The sequence below is a fragment of the Streptomyces sp. TAA486 genome, assembly GCF_000426165.1.
Map to the genome: position 1 here is coordinate 117015 of NZ_AUEV01000021.1, position 17361 is coordinate 134375.

General features: G+C 69.8%; 17 protein-coding genes. 6 read left to right on the plus strand and 11 right to left on the minus strand.

Annotated features, from left to right (window positions below; translation table 11 throughout):
* Positions 1 to 56: 56 nt before the first annotated feature.
* Positions 57 to 689: a rhomboid family protein gene (locus tag I004_RS36180; protein WP_078511826.1), complete on the plus strand. Its 633-nt coding sequence runs from the start codon at positions 57 to 59 to the stop codon at positions 687 to 689.
* A gap of 75 nt (positions 690 to 764) precedes the next feature.
* Here I004_RS36180 and mqnP read toward each other — a convergent pair whose 3' ends face one another.
* Together mqnP and I004_RS0126325 are read right to left on the minus strand one after the other, a co-directional pair.
* Positions 765 to 1691: a menaquinone biosynthesis prenyltransferase MqnP gene (gene mqnP / locus I004_RS0126320; protein WP_028437946.1), complete on the minus strand. Its 927-nt coding sequence runs from the start codon at positions 1689 to 1691 to the stop codon at positions 765 to 767.
* Positions 1688 to 3139 (minus strand): menaquinone biosynthesis decarboxylase, encoded by a 1452-nt coding sequence (locus I004_RS0126325; RefSeq protein ID WP_028437947.1) that lies wholly within the window; start codon positions 3137 to 3139, stop codon positions 1688 to 1690. The genes mqnP and I004_RS0126325 overlap by 4 nt, the downstream gene beginning before the upstream one ends.
* A 221-nt stretch (positions 3140 to 3360) precedes the next feature.
* On the opposite strand from I004_RS0126325, the gene I004_RS40520 reads away from it, so the two are divergent.
* Positions 3361 to 3903, plus strand: coding sequence for a PLDc N-terminal domain-containing protein (locus I004_RS40520; RefSeq protein ID WP_028437948.1), 543 nt, complete (start codon positions 3361 to 3363; stop codon positions 3901 to 3903).
* Positions 3904 to 3957: 54 nt separating this feature from the next.
* Here I004_RS40520 and ccsB read toward each other — a convergent pair whose 3' ends face one another.
* The 6 genes from ccsB to hemL all read right to left on the minus strand — a co-directional run bounded on the left by ccsB (position 3958) and on the right by hemL (position 10596).
* On the minus strand, positions 3958 to 5103 hold the full coding sequence (ccsB, locus tag I004_RS0126335) for a c-type cytochrome biogenesis protein CcsB (protein ID WP_028437949.1): 1146 nt from the start codon (positions 5101 to 5103) through the stop codon (positions 3958 to 3960).
* Positions 5100 to 6959: a cytochrome c biogenesis protein ResB gene (gene resB / locus I004_RS36185; protein ID WP_078511827.1), complete on the minus strand. Its 1860-nt coding sequence runs from the start codon at positions 6957 to 6959 to the stop codon at positions 5100 to 5102. The genes ccsB and resB overlap by 4 nt, the downstream gene beginning before the upstream one ends.
* Position 6960: 1 nt before the next feature.
* Positions 6961 to 7773: a cytochrome c biogenesis protein CcdA gene (locus tag I004_RS0126345; RefSeq protein WP_037977860.1), complete on the minus strand. Its 813-nt coding sequence runs from the start codon at positions 7771 to 7773 to the stop codon at positions 6961 to 6963.
* Between the two features lie 7 nt (positions 7774 to 7780).
* Positions 7781 to 8383, minus strand: a complete 603-nt coding sequence (locus tag I004_RS0126350) for a TlpA disulfide reductase family protein (RefSeq protein ID WP_028437951.1) — start codon at positions 8381 to 8383, stop codon at positions 7781 to 7783.
* A gap of 150 nt (positions 8384 to 8533) precedes the next feature.
* On the minus strand, positions 8534 to 9178 hold the full coding sequence (locus I004_RS0126355; RefSeq protein WP_051345467.1) for a histidine phosphatase family protein: 645 nt from the start codon (positions 9176 to 9178) through the stop codon (positions 8534 to 8536).
* A gap of 101 nt (positions 9179 to 9279) precedes the next feature.
* Positions 9280 to 10596 (minus strand): glutamate-1-semialdehyde 2,1-aminomutase, encoded by a 1317-nt coding sequence (hemL, locus tag I004_RS0126360; RefSeq protein WP_051345455.1) that lies wholly within the window; start codon positions 10594 to 10596, stop codon positions 9280 to 9282.
* Between the two features lie 198 nt (positions 10597 to 10794).
* On the opposite strand from hemL, the gene I004_RS0126365 reads away from it, so the two are divergent.
* Positions 10795 to 11349 (plus strand): hypothetical protein, encoded by a 555-nt coding sequence (locus I004_RS0126365; RefSeq protein WP_078511835.1) that lies wholly within the window; start codon positions 10795 to 10797, stop codon positions 11347 to 11349.
* Positions 11350 to 11540: 191 nt separating this feature from the next.
* Here the strand turns inward: I004_RS0126365 and I004_RS0126370 are convergent, their stop codons facing one another.
* Positions 11541 to 11984: an SRPBCC family protein gene (locus I004_RS0126370; protein ID WP_028437955.1), complete on the minus strand. Its 444-nt coding sequence runs from the start codon at positions 11982 to 11984 to the stop codon at positions 11541 to 11543.
* 309 nt (positions 11985 to 12293) lie between these two features.
* Here I004_RS0126370 and I004_RS0126375 point away from each other — a divergent pair, with 309 nt between their 5' ends.
* On the plus strand, positions 12294 to 13052 hold the full coding sequence (locus I004_RS0126375) for a hypothetical protein (RefSeq protein ID WP_158677107.1): 759 nt from the start codon (positions 12294 to 12296) through the stop codon (positions 13050 to 13052).
* A gap of 52 nt (positions 13053 to 13104) precedes the next feature.
* Here I004_RS0126375 and I004_RS0126380 read toward each other — a convergent pair whose 3' ends face one another.
* Both I004_RS0126380 and I004_RS0126385 read right to left on the minus strand, forming a co-directional pair.
* Positions 13105 to 13755 carry a TetR/AcrR family transcriptional regulator gene (locus I004_RS0126380; RefSeq protein WP_028437957.1) on the minus strand — a complete coding sequence of 217 codons (651 nt, stop codon included), beginning with the start codon at positions 13753 to 13755 and terminating at the stop codon, positions 13105 to 13107.
* 91 nt (positions 13756 to 13846) lie between these two features.
* Positions 13847 to 14590 carry a FadR/GntR family transcriptional regulator gene (locus I004_RS0126385; protein WP_028437958.1) on the minus strand — a complete coding sequence of 248 codons (744 nt, stop codon included), beginning with the start codon at positions 14588 to 14590 and terminating at the stop codon, positions 13847 to 13849.
* A 202-nt stretch (positions 14591 to 14792) separates the two neighbouring features.
* Here I004_RS0126385 and I004_RS0126390 point away from each other — a divergent pair, with 202 nt between their 5' ends.
* Together I004_RS0126390 and I004_RS0126395 are read left to right on the plus strand one after the other, a co-directional pair.
* Positions 14793 to 16580 (plus strand): L-lactate permease, encoded by a 1788-nt coding sequence (locus I004_RS0126390; RefSeq protein ID WP_037977863.1) that lies wholly within the window; start codon positions 14793 to 14795, stop codon positions 16578 to 16580.
* A gap of 55 nt (positions 16581 to 16635) precedes the next feature.
* Positions 16636 to 17340, plus strand: a complete 705-nt coding sequence (locus tag I004_RS0126395; RefSeq protein ID WP_051345457.1) for a helix-turn-helix domain-containing protein — start codon at positions 16636 to 16638, stop codon at positions 17338 to 17340.
* Positions 17341 to 17361 lie beyond the last annotated feature (21 nt).

Genomic DNA, 17361 nt, shown 5'->3' on the forward strand with positions numbered 1-17361 from the left:
CACGTTCTCAAGGTCACAGGCATCGGCTCCGCGACTGTCTCTCAGGGGGAGACTCGATGGCGTACGGATCAGGCTCCGGCATCAACAGCACGAACAGCGACAGATCGCCGCGGCAGGGCGCCAAGCCCGCCGCGAAGCTGATCCTGCTCTGGACGGGGCTGCTGTGGCTCCTCGAAGCCGTGGACCAGGCGACGGGCAACGCTCTGGACACCTTCGGCATCGTCCCGCGCAGGCAGGGCGAACTGGTCGACGTCATCCCGGCGGCCTTCATGCACTTCGGTTTCGGCCACCTCATCGCGAACACGGTGCCGCTGCTCGTCCTCGGCTTTCTCGCGGCACTGCGCGGAACCGGGCGGTTCCTGGCCGTCGCCTTCACGATCATCGTGGTCAGCGGGGTCGGCGTGTGGCTGGTCGCGCCCGACGACAGCAACACGGCGGGCGCCTCCGGCCTGATCTTCGGGCTGTTCGGCTATCTGCTCGTGCGCGGCTTCGTGGACAGGCGGATCACGGACGTGGCACTCGGCGGTGTCGTCGCGGTGTTCTACGGATCGATCCTGTGGGGCGTGCTGCCCACGGAGGCCGGGATCTCGTGGCAGGGCCACCTATTCGGCCTGGTCGGCGGCATCGTGGCCGCCTTCATGACCTCGACCGCCCGTACGCCGGGAGGCGGCAAGCCGGCCTGGCACTGACGTGGGCCGTCCCGTTGCAGAGCCGAACCGCGCGCCCGTGCGCGTGCGCATTCCGGGGCCGTGCGCCTCGTACGGTCAGACGCTCAGGCCGCGCACCGACAGGTCCAGCAGCGCGCACACGAACAGCGCGATGCCGATGAACCCGTTGACCGTGAAGAAGGCCCGGTTGAGCCGGGAGAGGTCGCCCGGCCTGACGATGGAGTGCTCGTAGACGAAGGCGGCAGCGACGATCAGCAGGCCCAGCCACCAGAAGACCCCCGCCGCGGTGAGCACCCCGAACCACGCCAGCAGCGCCACCGTAACGACGTGGCTGCCGCGGGCCCCGTGGAGCGCCGCCGCGATGCCGAACCGCGCCGGGACGGAACGCACCCCGTGCGCGCGGTCCGCCGCGACGTCCTGGCAGCCGAAGATCAGGTCGAAGCCGCCGATCCACACGCCGACCGCGAGGCCCAGCACCACGGCCTCCCACGACCAGGCCCCGGTCACGGCAATCCAGGCGCCGACGGGCCCTATCGCCTGGGCGAGTCCGAGGATGGCGTGCGGGAAGTCCGTGAAGCGCTTCCCGTACGGGTAGACCACCATCGGCACCACGGCGACGGGTGCCAGCGCGAGGCAGAGCGGGTTGAGCAGGGCGCACGCACCCAGGAAGACGGCGACAGCGATCAGCGCACCGGTCCACGCGGACCGCACCGAGAGCGCACCGGTCACGAGTTCGCGCCCGGCGGTCCGGGGATTGCGTGCGTCGATCTCGCGGTCGATGATCCGGTTCGCGGCCATGGCGAAGGTGCGCATCCCCACCATCGCCACGGTGATGAGCAGCAGCTCCCGCCACTGGACGGCGCCGCTCGCACGGAACATCGCCGTGAGCGCCGCGATGTACGCGAACGGCAGCGCGAAGACGGAGTGCTCGATCATCACCAGCCGCAGGAAGGCCTTCACGCCTCCGCGTGGCGGGCTGACGTCGGCCCGCGCGCCGTCGCCGGTCACGGCATCGCCGCTCACAGGCCGTACTCCTTCCAGCGCTGGGTGACGAGCCGTGCGACATCGGGATCGGACTCGATGGAGTGCGGCCAGCCGCCGTCGCGGGTGTAGCCCTCCTCCGGGAGCTTCGTGGTCGCGTCGACCCCGGCCTTGCCGCCCCAGAACTGCTGGTACGAGGCGTGGTCGAGGTGGTCGACGGGCCCCTCGACGACCGTCAGGTCGCGGGAGTAGTCGACGTTCCCGAGGGCCCGCCACGCCACCTCGTGCAGATCACGCACGTCGCACTCCGCGTCGACGACGACGATCAGCTTCTCCAGGGAGAGCATGTGCGCACCCCAGATGGCGTGCATGACCTTCTGGGCGTGCTTCGGGTACTTCTTGTCGATCGAGACGATCATGCAGTTGTGGAAGCCCCCGGCCTCGGGCAGGTGGTAGTCCACGATGTCCGGGACGATGATCTTCAGCAGCGGCAGGAAGAACCGCTCGGTGGCGCGCCCCAGCGGCCCGTCCTCCGTCGGCGGCCTGCCCACCACGATCGACTGGAAGACCGGGCGCTTGCGCATCGTCACGCAGTCGATCGTCAGCGCGGGGAATTCCTCCTGCGGCGTGTAGAACCCGGTGTGGTCGCCGAACGGCCCCTCGGGCAGCGTCTTTCCGGGCTCCAGCCAGCCCTCCAGCACCACTTCCGCGTTCGCGGGCACCTGGAGCGGCACGGTCCTGCAGTCGGTCATCTCGACGCGCTTGCCCTGCGTGAAGCCCGCGAAGAGGTATTCGTCGATGTCGCCGGGCAGCGGTGCCGTCGAGGCGTACGTCACGGCGGGCGGGCAGCCGAAGGCGATGGCGACCGGCAGCTTCTCGCCGCGCCGCGCGGCGACCTGGTAGTGGTTCCGGCTGTCCTTGTGGATCTGCCAGTGCATCCCGATGGTTCGGCGGTCGTGCCTCTGGAGGCGGTAGAGACCCAGGTTGCGCACGCCCGTCTCGGGGTGCTTGGTGTGCGTCAGACCGAGGTTGAAGAAGGAGCCGCCGTCCTCGGGCCAGGTGAACAGCGCGGGCAGCGCCTCCAGGTCGACGTCGTCGGCCTCGAGGACCACCTCCTGGACGGGTGCGCCCTTCACCTTCTTCGGCGGTACGTGCGTCATCGCGCCGAGCTTGCCGAACGCCTCCCTCATCCCGACGAAGCCCTGCGGCAGTTCGGGCTTGAGCAGCCCGCCGATCTTCTCGCTGATCTCGTCGTACGACTCGAGGCCGAGAGCCTTCAGCAGGCGGCGGTCCGTCCCGAAGACGTTCATCGCGAGGGGAAGGGAGGAACCCTTCACGTTCTCGAACAGCAGCGCGGGCCCGCCGGACTTCTGAACCCGGTCGACGATCTCACCGATCTCGAGATGCGGATCGACCTCTGCCTTGATCCGCTTCAGGTCCCCGTCACGCTCCAGCGCCCGCAGCAGCGAGCGGAGATCGTCGTATGCCATGCGCCCCAGTATCCGGCATGGGTCCCCCCGCTTCACCGGCCGCCCCCGGGCCCTTCCCGACACCGTTACGCTGGCTTACGTACGTACCGCGCGAACGCCGTGGCACGTGCTCCGCGCGCGAACGCGAACGCGGGCGCACAAACGAAGACAAGCAAGACGAACCGCACAAACCGCACTTCCGGCCCACCGTGCCGAGTCGGCTCGCCTAGGGGGCGTCCCACATGCTCAGGTATCTGCCGTTCCTTCTCGTCCTGGCGGTGTGGATCTACGCCTTCATCGACTGCCTCAATACTCCTGAGAAGGAAGTACGGAAGCTGCCGAAGGTGGTGTGGGTCATCATCATCCTGCTCTTCGGGCAGGTACTTCTGGGCCCCGTCGCATGGTTCGTCGTCGGACGGCCGCGCAGGAACGCACCGTACGGTGCGACGCGTCCCGACGAGCGCCGCTGGGTCGCGCCGGACGACAACCCCGAGTTCCTCAAGTCCATCAAGGGCGGTTCGCAGCCCGGCGGACCGCAGGACGACGGCGAGCCCGGCGACGAGCGGAACGGCACGGGCGGAGCCGACCCCCGCTCGGGCTCGGGCTCGGGCGAGGGCGGCGTCACGGACGTCACGGACGTCACGGACAGCGGCAGCGGCGAGACCGGGCACGAGCCGCGTCCCGGGGCAGAGCCGCAGGAGGCCGAACTGCGCCGCCGCGACGAGGAGTCGAGGCGACGCGACGAGGGCCAGGGCGGCCCGGACGAGACGCCGCCCAAGAGCTGAGCCCCCGGAAGCTCAGCCCCAAGAGCTGAGCTGGGACGAACGGGTCCCCGGACCTCAGCCGACGCCCGCGTACGAGTGCTTGCCGTTGAAGAAGATGTTCACGCCGTAGTAGTTGAACAGGAAGCACGCGAAGGCGATGAGTGCCAGGTAGGCGGCCTTGCGGCCCTTCCAGCCGGCGGTCGCGCGCGCGTGCAGGTAGCAGGCGTAGGCGACCCACGTGATGAACGACCAGACCTCCTTGGGGTCCCAGCCCCAGTAGCGGCCCCATGCGTCGCCGGCCCAGATGGCCCCGGCGACGATGGTGAAGGTCCAGAACGGGAAGACGGCCGCGTTGATGCGGTAGGCGAACTTGTCGAGCGAGACCGACGAGGGCAGCCGCTCCAGGACCGACGTGGCGAAGCCACCCGGGGTGCCGCCGCTCAGCAGCTTCGTCTCGTACCGGTCCCGGAAGAGGTAGAGCGCCGTCGAGACGAAGCCGAGGTAGAACAGCGCGCCGCAGGCGATCGCCAGCGAGACGTGGATCCACAGCCAGTACGAGTGCAGCGCCGGCACGAGCTGGTCGCTCTCGGTGTACAGCACGGTCACGGCCAGGCCGAGGTCCAGCAGGACGGTCGCCACCAGCGGCAGCCCGATCCAGCGGACGTTCTTCTTCGCGACGAGGAAGGCGAGATAGGCGCCGACGGCGACCATGGAGAAGGCCGTCGAGAACTCGTACATGTTGCCCCACGGGGCACGCTGCACCGAGAGCGAGCGGGCCAGCACGCCCGCGACGTGCAGCAGGAACGCGAGGGTCGTGAGCGAGACCGCGATCCGGCCGTACAGATCGCCCTGTTCGTCGCCGGCGGCGGCACCGGGGCCGTCCGGCAGTTCGCCGCGGCGGCCCGCGGAGGAGCGGACGACGACCTTGGGACGCGGACGCTCCAGCACCGATGTGCCGCCGGCCGCCGCGCCCTTCGCGGCCGAGGACTTATCGGTGGCCGCAGCCGCGTCAGAACCGGCGGCCTCCTCGCCCGTCTGCCCCTCCTTCTCGCGGCCGGGGCTCAGCGCGGCAGCGGTACGTGCCACCTTGCTGCGGCTGCCGAAGACCCATTCGGCGATGTGCGCGACGAAGGTGAGGGTGTAGACGGCCATCGCCGAATAGATCAGGTAGTTGCTGATCTCGGCGAGATTCTCGTTCGTTCCAGCAGCGGCGATGTTCACGTGCGGTCTCCTCGCGGCGAGGCTTCGGCGCCGTCCTCGGCCTTGTCCTTGTCGTCTTTGTGGTGCTCGTTCTCCGGCTCGTTCCCGGCCTGCGTGTCTTCGTCGGCCGGGGGTTCGCCGGCCGTGGACTCGTCCTGCACGGGCGGCGCCTCCGCCTGCATGGCGTACGCCAAGTCGCCCAGCTCCTCGGGGAGTCTGGCCGACTCGCTGCGGCCGAGGCCGGCCATCTCCACGACCGTACGTCCGTCGGGGCCGGCGACCGCCCGCACCCACACGCGCCGGCGCTGGATGAACAGCGAGCCCGCGAGGCCGCCGATCGCGGCGAGCGCACCGCCCAGCGCCCAGCCGCTGCCGACCTCGTGGACGATCTGGAACTGGGCCCACTGGCGCACGCCTTCGAACTTCAACTCGGCGTCGCCGTCCGGCAGTTTCATCGTCTCGCCGGGCAGGATCTTCTTCGCCAGCGGGCTTCCGTCGCCCTTCTTGAACTGCTTCATGCGCTTGGTGTCGAGCTGGTACACGCTCTGCGCGGCTCCGAACTCCATCCCGAGGTCGCCGTGGTAGGCGGTCAGGAAGAGCACCGGGTACTTCAGGGACGGCGACTGCGAGAACATCGTGCCCGCCCCCGAGCCGCCGAAGGTCGGCACGAAGAAGCCCTGGAAGCCGAGTTGGTCCTTGCGGCCCTCGGCGTTCCGGTAGTCGGTGACCTTGACGACGCCGGACGAGGTGAGGTTGCCGTCCTGAGGGAGGAAGGCGACGGGGCCGCGGTAGGCGGTCCGGCCCTCGCCGTCCTTGACGGAGACGACGGGTGCGTAGCCGTTGCCGTTCAGGAAGACCTTCGAATCGCCGATCTGCAGCGGGTGGTTGACCTTGATCGAGTCCTGCTGCTCCTTGCCGTCGGCGCCCTTCCAGTACGAGACGTCCGCGCGGTAGTCGCGTGCGGTGCCCTTCTGCGGACCGGACTCCTCGTACGTCGCGTGGAAGTCCTTGAGGCTGAAGCCGAACGACTCCAGGTCGTCCGGTTCGAAGAGGGAGCCGGACTTGAAGTCGTCGTACTGCGGCAGGGTGTTGGAGAAGCCGTCGCCCTTGACGATCAGCTTGCCGCCGTCGGACTTCCACAACTGGCCGGCGGCGAACGCGAGCAGCAGCACGATCAGGGCGATGTGGAAGAGGAGGTTGCCCGCCTCGCGCAGATAGCCCTTCTCCGAGGCGACGGCGTCACCCTCGCGCTCGACGCGGAAGCGCCGCCCCGCCAGCAACCTCCGGGCTCCGCCGAGCACTTCGTCCGGGGCGGTGTCCGTGTGCCAGGTCGTGTAGGCCGGCATCCGCTCCAGGCGGCGCGGCGCGCGGGGCGGCCTGCTGCGCAGCTGTCCCACGAACTGCCAGGTGCGGGGGACGATGCAGCCTGCCAGCGAGATGAACAGCAGGATGTAGATCGCCGAGAACCAGACCGACGTGTAGACGTCGAAGAGCTGGAGCCTCTCGTAGACGGGCGAGAGCACGTCGTGCTTCTTCTGGAAGTCCTCGACCTTGACCCGGTCGACGTTGCTCTGCGGGATCACCGAGCCGGGGATCGCCGCGAGGGAGAGCAGGAAGAGAAGGATCAGTGCGACGCGCATCGAGGTCAGCTGCCGCCAGAACCAGCGCGCCCAGCCGATGACCCCGATCGAGGGGACGTTGAGCTTCTCCTCGCCGGGTGCGGTGGACAGCGAGGAGAGCTGGGACTCGGCCTCCTGCGCGAGCCGCGTCTCCTCGGAGGTCCCCTCCGGGGCCGCGTCACCGGCCGCGGAGTTGCCGTTCCCGCGGCCTGCGCCGGCTCCGGCGGCGGTGTCCGATCCGGTGTCCGTCGTACGCATCTCAGATTCCCACGGTGTAGTCGGACGACCAGACTTGAAGGTCGTACACGATCCGGTCCCAGACCCCGGTCACGAGCAGCAGGCCGACCGCGACGAGCATCACGCCGCCGGTCCGCATCACCCACGCATAGTGCCGCTTCACCCAGCCGAAGGCACCCAGCGTGCGGCGGAAGGCGACGGCCGCGACGACGAACGGCAGGCCCAGCCCGAGGCAGTACGCCACCGTGAGCAGGGCGCCACGCCCCGCGCTGGCCTCGCTGAACGCCAGGGTCTGCACCGCCGCGAGGGTCGGCCCGATGCACGGGGTCCAGCCGATGCCGAACAGCACGCCGAGCATGGGCGCGCCCGCGAGACCGACGGACGGGCGCCGCTGGATGCGCAGTTCGCGCGAGGTGAGGCGGGACAGCGGGCCGAGCGCGCCCATGAATGCGAGCCCCATCAGGATCGTCAGGGCGCCGAGCACCCTGGAAATCACCGCCCGGTGCTCCTGCAGCGTCGCGCCGAAGCCCCCGAACAGGGCGCCGCCGGAGACGAAGACCGCGGTAAAGCCGAGCACGAAGAGGCCCGCCCCGAGGAACATCCGGCCGCGCCTCGCCTGCGCCAGGTCCGTCCCGCTGACGCCGGTGACATAGCTGAGGTAGCCGGGCACGAGCGGCAGAACGCACGGGGAGAAGAAGGAGACGAGACCGCCCAGTACGGCCACGGGAACGGCCAGCAGCAGGGCCCCGCTGAGAACCGTGTGGTTCACCTCCGCCGGACCGGCCGCCAGAGCGGCGCCGGCGGAGGATGCCGCGGCGGTGGCGAGCGCGCTCATGCCGGGGTCACTTCTCCGCCGTCAACGGGTCCAGCGCGGAGCGCAGTTCCTTCTCGCCGAGCTCCTTCAGCGCCCGTACGGCGATCTTCCCGTCGCGGTCGAGGATGAGCGTGGACGGGATGGCCTGCGGTGAGAGGCTGCCCTTGGGGAAGCGCAGGATGAGCCTGCCGCTGGGGTCGTAGAAGCTCGGGTAGTCGATGCCGTAGTTGCGCTCGAACGCCTTGGCGTTGGCGCGGTCCAGATCGCGGGTGTTGATCCCGACGAACTGCACGTCCTTGCCCTCGGTCTCCTTGGCGACCTTGGCGAGGTTGGGTGCCTCCGCGCGGCAGGGCGCGCACCAGGACCCCCAGACGTTCAGGACGACGATCTTCCCCTTGTAGTCGGAGAGTTCCAGGCGCTTTCCGTCGACACCTCTGCCCGAAATGTCCGGCGCTTTCTGCCGCCCGCCTCGCTCGACCTCGGTGATCTTCCCAGTGCCCTGTACGAACTTCGTGTCTCCTGACGACGAACCGGCCTTGTCGTCGGTGCACCCGGCCAGCACCGACGCGCCCGCCGCGAGCAACGCGATCAGCAGTGCGGGGCGGTGCAGGAAGGCACGGGTCTGACTCATGTGAAAAGTTTCGCATGGGCCCGGAGCTGATCTTCCGCGCCCCCCTTGTGCCCGTTGCGCACAGGGCGTCCGCAGTTGCGGCGGCCCGGCATCGGGCGGGCGCGGCCGGCGGCGGGCACCGTGCGGCACGCGCTGGGCCGCAGCGCCATGTCAGGCCCCGCGCCCTCCGCCGCCCCTCGACGACTTGGCTCCCGCACGCAGATGCGGCGGTACCAGGTCGCGGGCCGGCTCCGTGTAGCCGACAGAGACGATCTTGTCGCCGTTGAAGGTGAACGTGGTGAGGGAGGCGAGGGTGCACTGCCTCCGGCGCGGGTCGTGCCACAGCCGGCGGCGCTCGACGAAGCTGCGCAGCGTCCAGATCGGCAGCTGGTGCGAGACGCAGACGGCCTCGTGGCCGCGCGCGGCGTCGCGCGCGGCGTCCAGGGCGGTACGCATCCGCTGCACCTGGTGCACGTACGACTCGCCCCACGACGGCCGGAACGGGTTGAAGAGATGGCGCCAGTTCGCGGGCCTGCGCAGCGCGCCGTCCCCCACGCCCACGGTCCTGCCCTGGAAGACGTTGTCCGCCTCGATCAGGTCCTCGTCACTGGCGACGTCCAGGCCGTGCGCCTTGGCGATGGGTGTCGCGGACTCCTGGGCGCGCTCCAGCGGCGAGGCGACGACGTGAGTGATGTCGCGGTCGGCGAGGTGCTCGGCCACCCGGTCGGCCATGCTGCGCCCCAGCTCGGAGAGGTGGTAGCCGGGCAGCCGTCCGTACAGGACCCCGCCCGGGTTCTCGACCGCTCCGTGACGCATGACGTGCACGACGGTGACGGTCTCGTCGCCGCCCTCGCGGAAGCTGCCGGCGCCCTCGCGTCTTCCGGCCTCGTACTCCGGGCCCGTACGGTCCGCGGCGCTCATGTCGTCGCCTCCGCGGCAGCGCGGGCGGCGGCGGGCAGCGCGTCGGCGACGCGCTCCAGTGCGCCGTCGTCGTGCGCGGTGGAGACGAACCACGACTCGAAGGCGGACGGCGGCAGATAGACGCCCTGCTCCAGCATCGAGTGGAAGAGCGCCTTGAAGCGGAACGCTTCCTGCGCCTTCGCGCCCTCGTAGTCCGTGACCGGCTCGTCGGTGAAGAACACGGAGAACATGTTGCCCGCGACCTGCAGTTGGTGCGCCACGCCTGCCTTGCTCAGTGCCTCGGTGACGGCTCCGCGCAGCTGCTCGGAGGCCGCGTCCACCGCCGCGTACGCCCCGTCGTCCAGCAGCCGCAGCTGCGCGACCCCGGCGGCCGTGGCGACCGGGTTCCCGGACAGCGTCCCGGCCTGGTAGACGGGGCCGGCGGGGGCGAGGCGCTCCATCACGTCCCCCCTGCCGCCGAAGGCCGCGGCCGGGAAGCCGCCGCCCATCACCTTGCCGAACGTCATCAGATCGGGGACGACTTGGTCGATCCCGTACCAGCCCTGCTTGCTGACGCGGAAACCCGTCATCACCTCGTCCGAGACGAACAGCGCCCCGTGCTCCCGGCAGATCTCCTTGAGTTGCTCGTTGAAGCCCGGCTTCGGCGGCACGATGCCCATGTTGCCGGGGGACGCCTCGGTGATGACGCACGCGATCTCGTCCGGCTGCGCGGCGAACGCGGCACGTACGGCCTCGGGATCGTTGTACGGCAGCACGATCGTCTCCGCCGCCTGCGCGCCCGTCACGCCCGGTGTGTCGGGAAGCCCGAACGTCGCGACGCCCGAACCCGCCGAGGCGAGCAGCGCGTCGACATGACCGTGGTAACAGCCCGCGAACTTCACGACCTTCGCGCGGCCCGTGAAGCCGCGCGCCAGGCGGATCGCGGACATCGTGGCCTCAGTACCGGAGGAGACCAGCCGGACCTGCTCGACCGGCCCGATCCGGTCCACGATCTCCTCCGCGAGCGCGACTTCGTCCTCGCCGGGCGTGCCGAACGACGTGCCCCGGCTCACCGCGGCCTGTACGGCGGCGATCACCTCGGGGTGGGAATGGCCCAGAATCATCGGCCCCCACGAGCAGACAAGATCGACGTACTCACGTCCGTCGGCATCCATGAGGTACGGACCGGCACCGGACACCATGAACCGGGGCGTACCGCCCACGGCTTGGAAGGCGCGGACAGGAGAGTTCACGCCTCCGGGCGTCACGACGGAGGCGCGGTCGTAGAGCGACTGCGATACTGGGGCCTCGTACGAGTAAGTCACGAGGGCCATGGTGTCAGAGCATTCCCACGGCACCGCGTCGTCGTCCCGTCGGTGGGTATACGGGACATGCGGAGCCGGTCAGATACCGGCCCGGTAACACGGGGATTACCCGGGCGCTGCGGGGCGTTTCACGACCGGCAGGACGGGGAGGTCTCTGACACGATGATCGGGTTGCGCGGCGGCGGCCGCGAGTGGTCGGGTGGTGACATGCAGCGCGGTGGTGGACTGGGAGAGGGTACCGGGGACCTCGGTCCGGAGCGCGCACGGGGACGCCATCGCAGAGACGCGGTGGAAAGAGACTTCGGGAGCAGCAAGGGTGGCGGCCGAGTGGGGGTGACCTACAAATACTTCGGCGCCCCGGACGGCGCTACGGCGGCCCGGGTCCCTGTTTCCATGCGCCCCGAAGAGCTCGGCGGCGACGAGTTGGGTCACGGCATGTTCACCAAGATCAAGCCGGAAACCATGGCCGCGATGGTGCTCACCGGCATCGAGGGCATACCTCTTCACCGGGTGCCGCCCCTGGAACTCGTCGTGCTGCACCCGGATTACGCCGTCGTGAAGCTGCCGATGACCGTCGTGGACCCGCTTCGGGGCATCGGCGAGGAGTCGGTGGGCGCGGCGGCCTTCATCTGGTCCACGGTGCCGGACCGCTCCGGCCCTCAGGACGCGTTCAACGTGTACCAACTTCTCCACGAATGGCAGGACTTCTCCGACCGCCTGCACATGGCCGGCCACCAGCCGTACTGCCTGGTGTGGCCCTGAGCCACCGGCCGTACCGTCCGGTCTTGCTGCCCTGATCGCGCTCCGGCGCTGGCGGCCCGGACCGGGCCCGCGCCGTCGAGCACACGGATCGGACTCATGCACTCGCCGCGCGAACCCTGCTCCGGCGCGGGCGCAGCCGCCCCGCTCCCGGCGGAAGAGGCGCGGGGCCGGCTCCGGTTCGGCGCCCCCGGTCAGGCGCCCGAAGTCCCGTTCCTGCCGGACGCGTTCTCCGCTGCCTTCTTGAACTCGCCCAGGTCGTAGTTGGTGAGCGTGGAGTCCAGGTTGGTCAGGGCGCCCAGGCGCTCGACGAAGTCCTGCGGGTTGTATTCGATCTGCAGCGTCACCCGGCTCGTCGTGTCGCTGAGCCTGTGGAAGGTGACCACTCCGGCGTGCTCGACGCCGTCCGTCGTCTTCCAGGCGATGCGCTCCTGAGGGATCAGCTCCGTGACCTCGGCGGTGAAGCTCTTCTCGGCTCCGGGGAGCGAAAGCCACCAGGAGAAGGAGCGGTTGTCGATACGGACGACGTCCTTCACGTGGCTCAGGAACTTCGGCCACTCGGCCACGTCGCTCCACAGTGCCCAGCTCACCGCGAGCGGAGCTTCGACGTCCACGGTCTCTACGAGGGAGGACGACACTCTTCGTCACCTCTCAGGGGAAGGGGGCTCGTTACGGCGCACTGAGTACCCGTGGACGAGGATCCAAGGCATGTTCACGGGCATCGATTCGCCGGCTTCGCCCGCGCTCGGCCTGCCTTCCGTCCCGGCATCCGCGACCTGGGGGCACCGGGTCAGTCGTGCGGCATACGCGCCAACGGAGCGTGGTCCACCGGAAATTGTTCGACGAGGCGCTCACGTGACCGACACACTGAGGGGCCCATGAACCGCGCAGCGCAAAGGACACGTGAAGGAGACGCCCTGCGACTTGTCGGAGTGATACCCGAGGACATGCCGGACCCCCGCCTGGAGACGATCGAGTATCTGCGGCGGCACATGCCGATCCCACTCCTGGGCCTGGTGGCGCAGCCACATTTGGAGGACTGGGACTGCCTCACCACCACACGCAGCTCGCTCAATACGGGCAGCCCACTCAAGCGCGGCCCACGAAGGCGTTACGCAGACATGCGCAGCATAGGCATGCGCAGCACAGGCAACGAGATCGTCTACAGCATCACCGTCGGGATCGACTACACACTGTGGCGGAATCCCGACGACCGCGACGACCCTGTCAATCTGGCAGAGCTGGACGATGCGACGCGTCACTTCGTCGAGGCGCAACCCCCAACGCCGCAGCCTGGTTGGCTGACCGAGTACGTACAGCGCAGGCGCTACCCCAGCCTGCACGACGCTGTCCGTACGAGCTGGGCCCGCGAACCGGTGCCACGGCGCGATGCCGGGAGCGAACTCGTCGCGCACGTCAACCACCTGCTCAGGAACCGTTACCACGCACCACCGACACCGGGATCGTTCGCCCACGGTGTCGCGGACGAGGGGCCGAGCGGACTCGTGGACGAGCGCTGCATCGAGCGCGGTGTACCCGTGGTGATCGACGGAGCGGAGGCCGACGGCATACGGATCGACACCGATCCACATGTGTTCGCCCTCGGCGCCGACCTCGGCTCTCAGGGCATCCTCACGGCGGTCATCGACCGGAATACCCTGCCGTACGTCACGCTCGCCTTCGCACAACGGCCACTGACCCGCTGACGGGCGTTGGGCGGCTCGTCCCGTCAGCGGGACGGGATCATTCCGCAGGGCGCTATGGCCTCTCCGCCGTCACGTAGCGCCGGACCGTCGGCCCGAGCCAGTCCACGATCTCCTCGTGGGTCAACGCCACCGCGGGCGGCAGCTTCAGCACGTACCGGCTCACGGCCATGCCCAGGATCTGCGAGGCCAGCAGGGCGGCGCGCGCGGGGACCTGCGCCGGGTCCGGGCACACGGCGGCCACCACGGGCGCGACCTGGTCGCGGAAGACCGCGTGCACGCGCTCCGCGCCCGCGGGGTTGGTGACGCCGACGCGCAGCATGGCGTTCAGCGTCTCGTCGCCCTCCCAGCGGTCCAGGAAGTGGCGTACGAGGCGCGTGCCGACCTCCTCGGCGGGGACGCCGGTCAGGTCCGGCAGCCGCAGGTCGATCTCGGAGGCGGCGGCGAACAGGCCCTCCTTGTTGCCGAAGTAGCGCATGACCATCGACGGGTCGATGCCGGCGTCCCGCGCGATGGCGCGGATGGTCGCGCGCTCGTATCCGTCCGTCGCGAAGCGCTCGCGGGCGGCCTGCCGGATCGCGGCCCGCGTCGCGTCGGAGCGGCGCGGGGCCCAGCCCTCCGTCGCCTCCCCCGGGGAGGCCGCGAGGTCCGTGGCCTCGCCCGCACCGGTTCCCGCGGCGGAACCGGCCTCTGCTCGGTCTTTCATGTCAACGAATGTAGGCCAACGAGCGTTGACACACCAGAGTGGCAGGTGAACCGCGGGACCAAGACCCGCCGGGCGCTGCCCGCGGCCCGCCTCAGGGCACGAGGGCCAGGGAAGGGATGACGATGTCCCGGTGCACGGAGCGGATGTGCGCCTCGACCGCCTCACCCGCGGCTTCGGCCTCTCCGGCAGCCACCGCGTCGTAGATCGCGCGGTGCTCCGCGCGCAGCCTCGCGGCCACCGCCTCCCAGTCCCCCACCCGGTGGAAGACCGTCAGCAGGGTCTGCCGGACCGCGTTGCGCACGGAGACGGTCAGGTCGGCCACCAGACGGTTGCCCGCCGCCTCAGCGATCGCGACGTGGAAGTCCGTGTCGCAGTCGTTGAACGCCTCGCGCGGGAGCCCCACTTCGTCCATGCGGTCCAGCCGTTCACGCATCCGCGCGAGGTCCTCCGCATCTGCGCGCTCGGCGGCCAGCCTGGCGCTGGACCGCTCCAGGACGGCACGCGCCTCGACCACGTCGTCGAGGGAGAAGTGCGCGAGCGCGATGTGCAGCCTGAGGAACTGGGTGAGCCCGGCGCCGGGCATCACGGCGATCACGTTTCCCGAGTCCGGGCCCGTGCCGACCCGGGGCCGAAGCGCTCCCTGAGCCTCCAGCACGCGCAGCGCCTCCCGGATCGCGGCCCTGCTGACACCGAGCATCTCGCTCAACTCCCGCTCGGGCGGCAGCCGGTCGCCCACCCTGAGCCTTCCGTCGAGGATGAGCTGCTCGATCCGCGTGAGGACCAGTTCGTACGTACGCGAACGGGTCACGGGTTCCCAGTCGTCCGGTCCGGCCATGAGCCCCTCCCAGATCCGCGACGTCGGTCCGCTCCCCGGTGCAGCTGACAGGGGATCACGCGGTGGCGGCGAGCGTAACCCAATCGCCCGTACTTTGGTCTGACCAAGTTTTGTCAGTCATGTGCTGTCTCTGGACAGCGAGTTGGGCTCTTCATAGTGTGTGGCAGCTTCGAACGCATGGTCTGACCAAACCCGTACGGGGATGCCCTTGTACCAGCCCGCCCTCTCACCTCTCTCCGGCGGCCTCGCCCTGTCGGCCCTCGTCGCCGCTCTGCCGCTGGTGACTCTCTTCCTGCTGCTCGGAGCGGCACGGGTCAAGGCGCACTGGGCCGGCCTCTCCGCTCTGGCCGTCGCGGTGGGCATCGCCGTCCTCGTCTACGGGATGCCGTTCAAGCTGGCCGCCCTGTCGGCGAGCGAGGGCGCGGTCTTCGGCCTCTTCCCCATCGGCTGGATCCTCGTCACGGCCATCTGGCTGTACCAACTCACCGTTGTCAGCGGCACGTTCGAGGACCTTCGCCGCTCGCTGCGACTCATCAGCAACGACCCGCGTGTCCTGGCGGTCGTGCTCGCCTTCTGCTTCGGCGCCCTGCTGGAGGCGCTCGCCGGCTTCGGCGCACCCGTGGCGATCACCGGCATCATGCTCATCGCCCTGGGCTTCCCGCCGTTCCGTGCGGCCGTCACGGTGCTCGTCGCCAACACCGTCCCCGTGGCCTTCGGCGCCATGGGGATTCCCGTCATCACGGCCGGCGAGCTGACGAAGATCCCGTACACCGAGCTCGGCTCATACGTCGGCCGCCAGGTGCCCGTGCTCGCGCTCATCGTTCCGCTGCTGCTGACGGTGCTCGTGGACGGCTTCCGCGGGCTGCGCCAGATCTGGCCCGTTGCCGTGGTGTGCGGAGTGACCTTCGCCGTCGTGCAGTTCGTCAGCTCCAACTACATTTCCGTCGAACTCACAGACATCATCACCTCGCTCGCCAGCCTGGTGGCGGCCGTCGTCTTCATGCGGTTCTGGCAGCCGCGCGGCAGCGAGGAGGCGCGGGCGGAACTGCTAGCCGCCGGCGGCGGATCCGGAGCCGGCCCACGCCCCGGGGGCGGAGGACAGCCAGGACCCGGCGGGCGCACGTACGGCGGCCACAGCCCCGGAGGTCAGTCGGTGCCGACGTCGCGGGCCGCGCACGGCGGACAACATGGGGGCCACTCGACACACGCCGGGCACACGGGACATGAGATACGGCCGGAGACCGACAGCAAGCGGCTGGTCGCGGCCTTCGCCCCGTACATCATCGTCATCTCCGTCTTCTCCGTGGCCCAACTGTGGACCCCCGTCAAGGAGTTCCTGGGCAGTATGAGCATCGCCGTCCCCTGGCCGGGACTGGACGGGAAGCTCCTCACCGTCGCGGGCAACGAGGTCGACTCCACCGTCTACAACCTGGCGTGGCTGTCGTCGCCCGGAACCCTGCTGCTGCTCTCCGGGGTGCTCACCGCGCTCGTCCTCCGCATCGACGCGCAGGTGGCGCTGCGGGAACTCGGGGCCACGATCGTCAAGTTGCGCACGGCCCTCCTGACCGTCGCGGCCGTGCTCGCACTCGCGTACGCGATGAACCTCTCGGGCCAGACCATCACCATCGGCACCTGGATCGCCGGGAGCGGAAGCGCGCTCGCGCTGCTCTCGCCGGTGCTCGGCTGGTTCGGAACGGCAGTCACCGGGTCCGACACGTCCTCGCAGGCGCTGTTCGCCAGCCTCCAGTACACCGCCGCGAAGGGAGCGGGCCTCGATCCGTCACTGCTCGTCGCGGGCAACGCCTCGGGCGGAGTACTGGGCAAGATGATCAGCCCACAGAACCTGACCATCGCCGCGACGGCCGTCGGCTGTGCCAGCCAGGAGTCCGAACTGCTGCGCTCGACACTCAAGTGGAGTCTCGGACTGCTGCTTGTTCTCTGCGTGTTGATCTATGCACAGTCAGGCATCCTGGCCTGGACTCTGCCCTAGGTCGTTTGACATTCTTTGCCCCGGCCCGTGGCTTGCCGTGAGGAAGACCTGAGAAGTGGACCGCTTGTCCCCGTACACGTCATCCGACCCCCGCAGGCCCGCGTTCAACCGTGAGGCGGCGCGCAGCACGCGCCAGGCGCTCGGGATGCGGGCCGAGGACGTCGCGTCGACCATGCTCAGCGCCTACGGAGTGCAGGTCACGCCGCTGACCGTCCTGAGCTGGGAGTCGGGCGACCAGAGCCCCGGGGAACGGGAGTTGACCGCCCTGGCCGGCGTGCTGTGGTGCTCCGTCGGCGATCTCATGGGGTCTCTCAGCAACGTGCACCAGCACCGCCTCGCCCGCGGGGTGTCCACCTTCGACATGGCGCTGCGCCTGGGCCTCTCCCCCGCCGAGTACGAGGAGATGGAGCGCGGCGGGCGCTGGCAGTTGACCAAACGGCAGGCCGAACTGCTCGGGGACGCACTGGCGTTGCCGCTGCGCGCCCGACTCGACATCACCGGGCGGGACGCCCAGGTCGGCGAGCTGCTGCGCCGCGCGGTCACGACCCGCTGGCAGCCGTACGTACAGCCCGTGTGCAAGCTGCTCGACCTGCCCAGGGCCCGCGTCGGCGGGATCCTGCACCACTTGCACTCCGAGTACCAGGACATGGTCGGCACCGTGGACTGGGGCGGCGGAACGATCTCCATGGAGCCCGGCGAGGAGGGGAACGCCTTCCTCGCGCGCCTGGTGGACGTGTTCTGCGCGCGGCTCGAGGCCTGAGGGCGCCCTCCAGCGAGCACC

Coding starts and splice junctions, on each gene's coding strand:
- I004_RS36180 (WP_078511826.1), top strand. CDS start 57: ATGGCGTACGGATCAGGCTCCGGCATCAACAGCACGAACAGCGACAGA.
- I004_RS0126325 (WP_028437947.1), bottom strand. CDS start 3,139: ATGGCATACGACGATCTCCGCTCGCTGCTGCGGGCGCTGGAGCGTGAC.
- I004_RS40520 (WP_028437948.1), top strand. CDS start 3,361: ATGCTCAGGTATCTGCCGTTCCTTCTCGTCCTGGCGGTGTGGATCTAC.
- resB (WP_078511827.1), bottom strand. CDS start 6,959: ATGCGTACGACGGACACCGGATCGGACACCGCCGCCGGAGCCGGCGCA.
- I004_RS0126345 (WP_037977860.1), bottom strand. CDS start 7,773: ATGAGCGCGCTCGCCACCGCCGCGGCATCCTCCGCCGGCGCCGCTCTG.
- I004_RS0126350 (WP_028437951.1), bottom strand. CDS start 8,383: ATGAGTCAGACCCGTGCCTTCCTGCACCGCCCCGCACTGCTGATCGCG.
- I004_RS0126355 (WP_051345467.1), bottom strand. CDS start 9,178: ATGCGTCACGGAGCGGTCGAGAACCCGGGCGGGGTCCTGTACGGACGG.
- hemL (WP_051345455.1), bottom strand. CDS start 10,596: ATGGCCCTCGTGACTTACTCGTACGAGGCCCCAGTATCGCAGTCGCTC.
- I004_RS0126365 (WP_078511835.1), top strand. CDS start 10,795: ATGCAGCGCGGTGGTGGACTGGGAGAGGGTACCGGGGACCTCGGTCCG.
- I004_RS0126375 (WP_158677107.1), top strand. CDS start 12,294: ATGCCGGACCCCCGCCTGGAGACGATCGAGTATCTGCGGCGGCACATG.
- I004_RS0126380 (WP_028437957.1), bottom strand. CDS start 13,755: ATGAAAGACCGAGCAGAGGCCGGTTCCGCCGCGGGAACCGGTGCGGGC.
- I004_RS0126385 (WP_028437958.1), bottom strand. CDS start 14,590: ATGGCCGGACCGGACGACTGGGAACCCGTGACCCGTTCGCGTACGTAC.
- I004_RS0126390 (WP_037977863.1), top strand. CDS start 14,793: ATGCCCTTGTACCAGCCCGCCCTCTCACCTCTCTCCGGCGGCCTCGCC.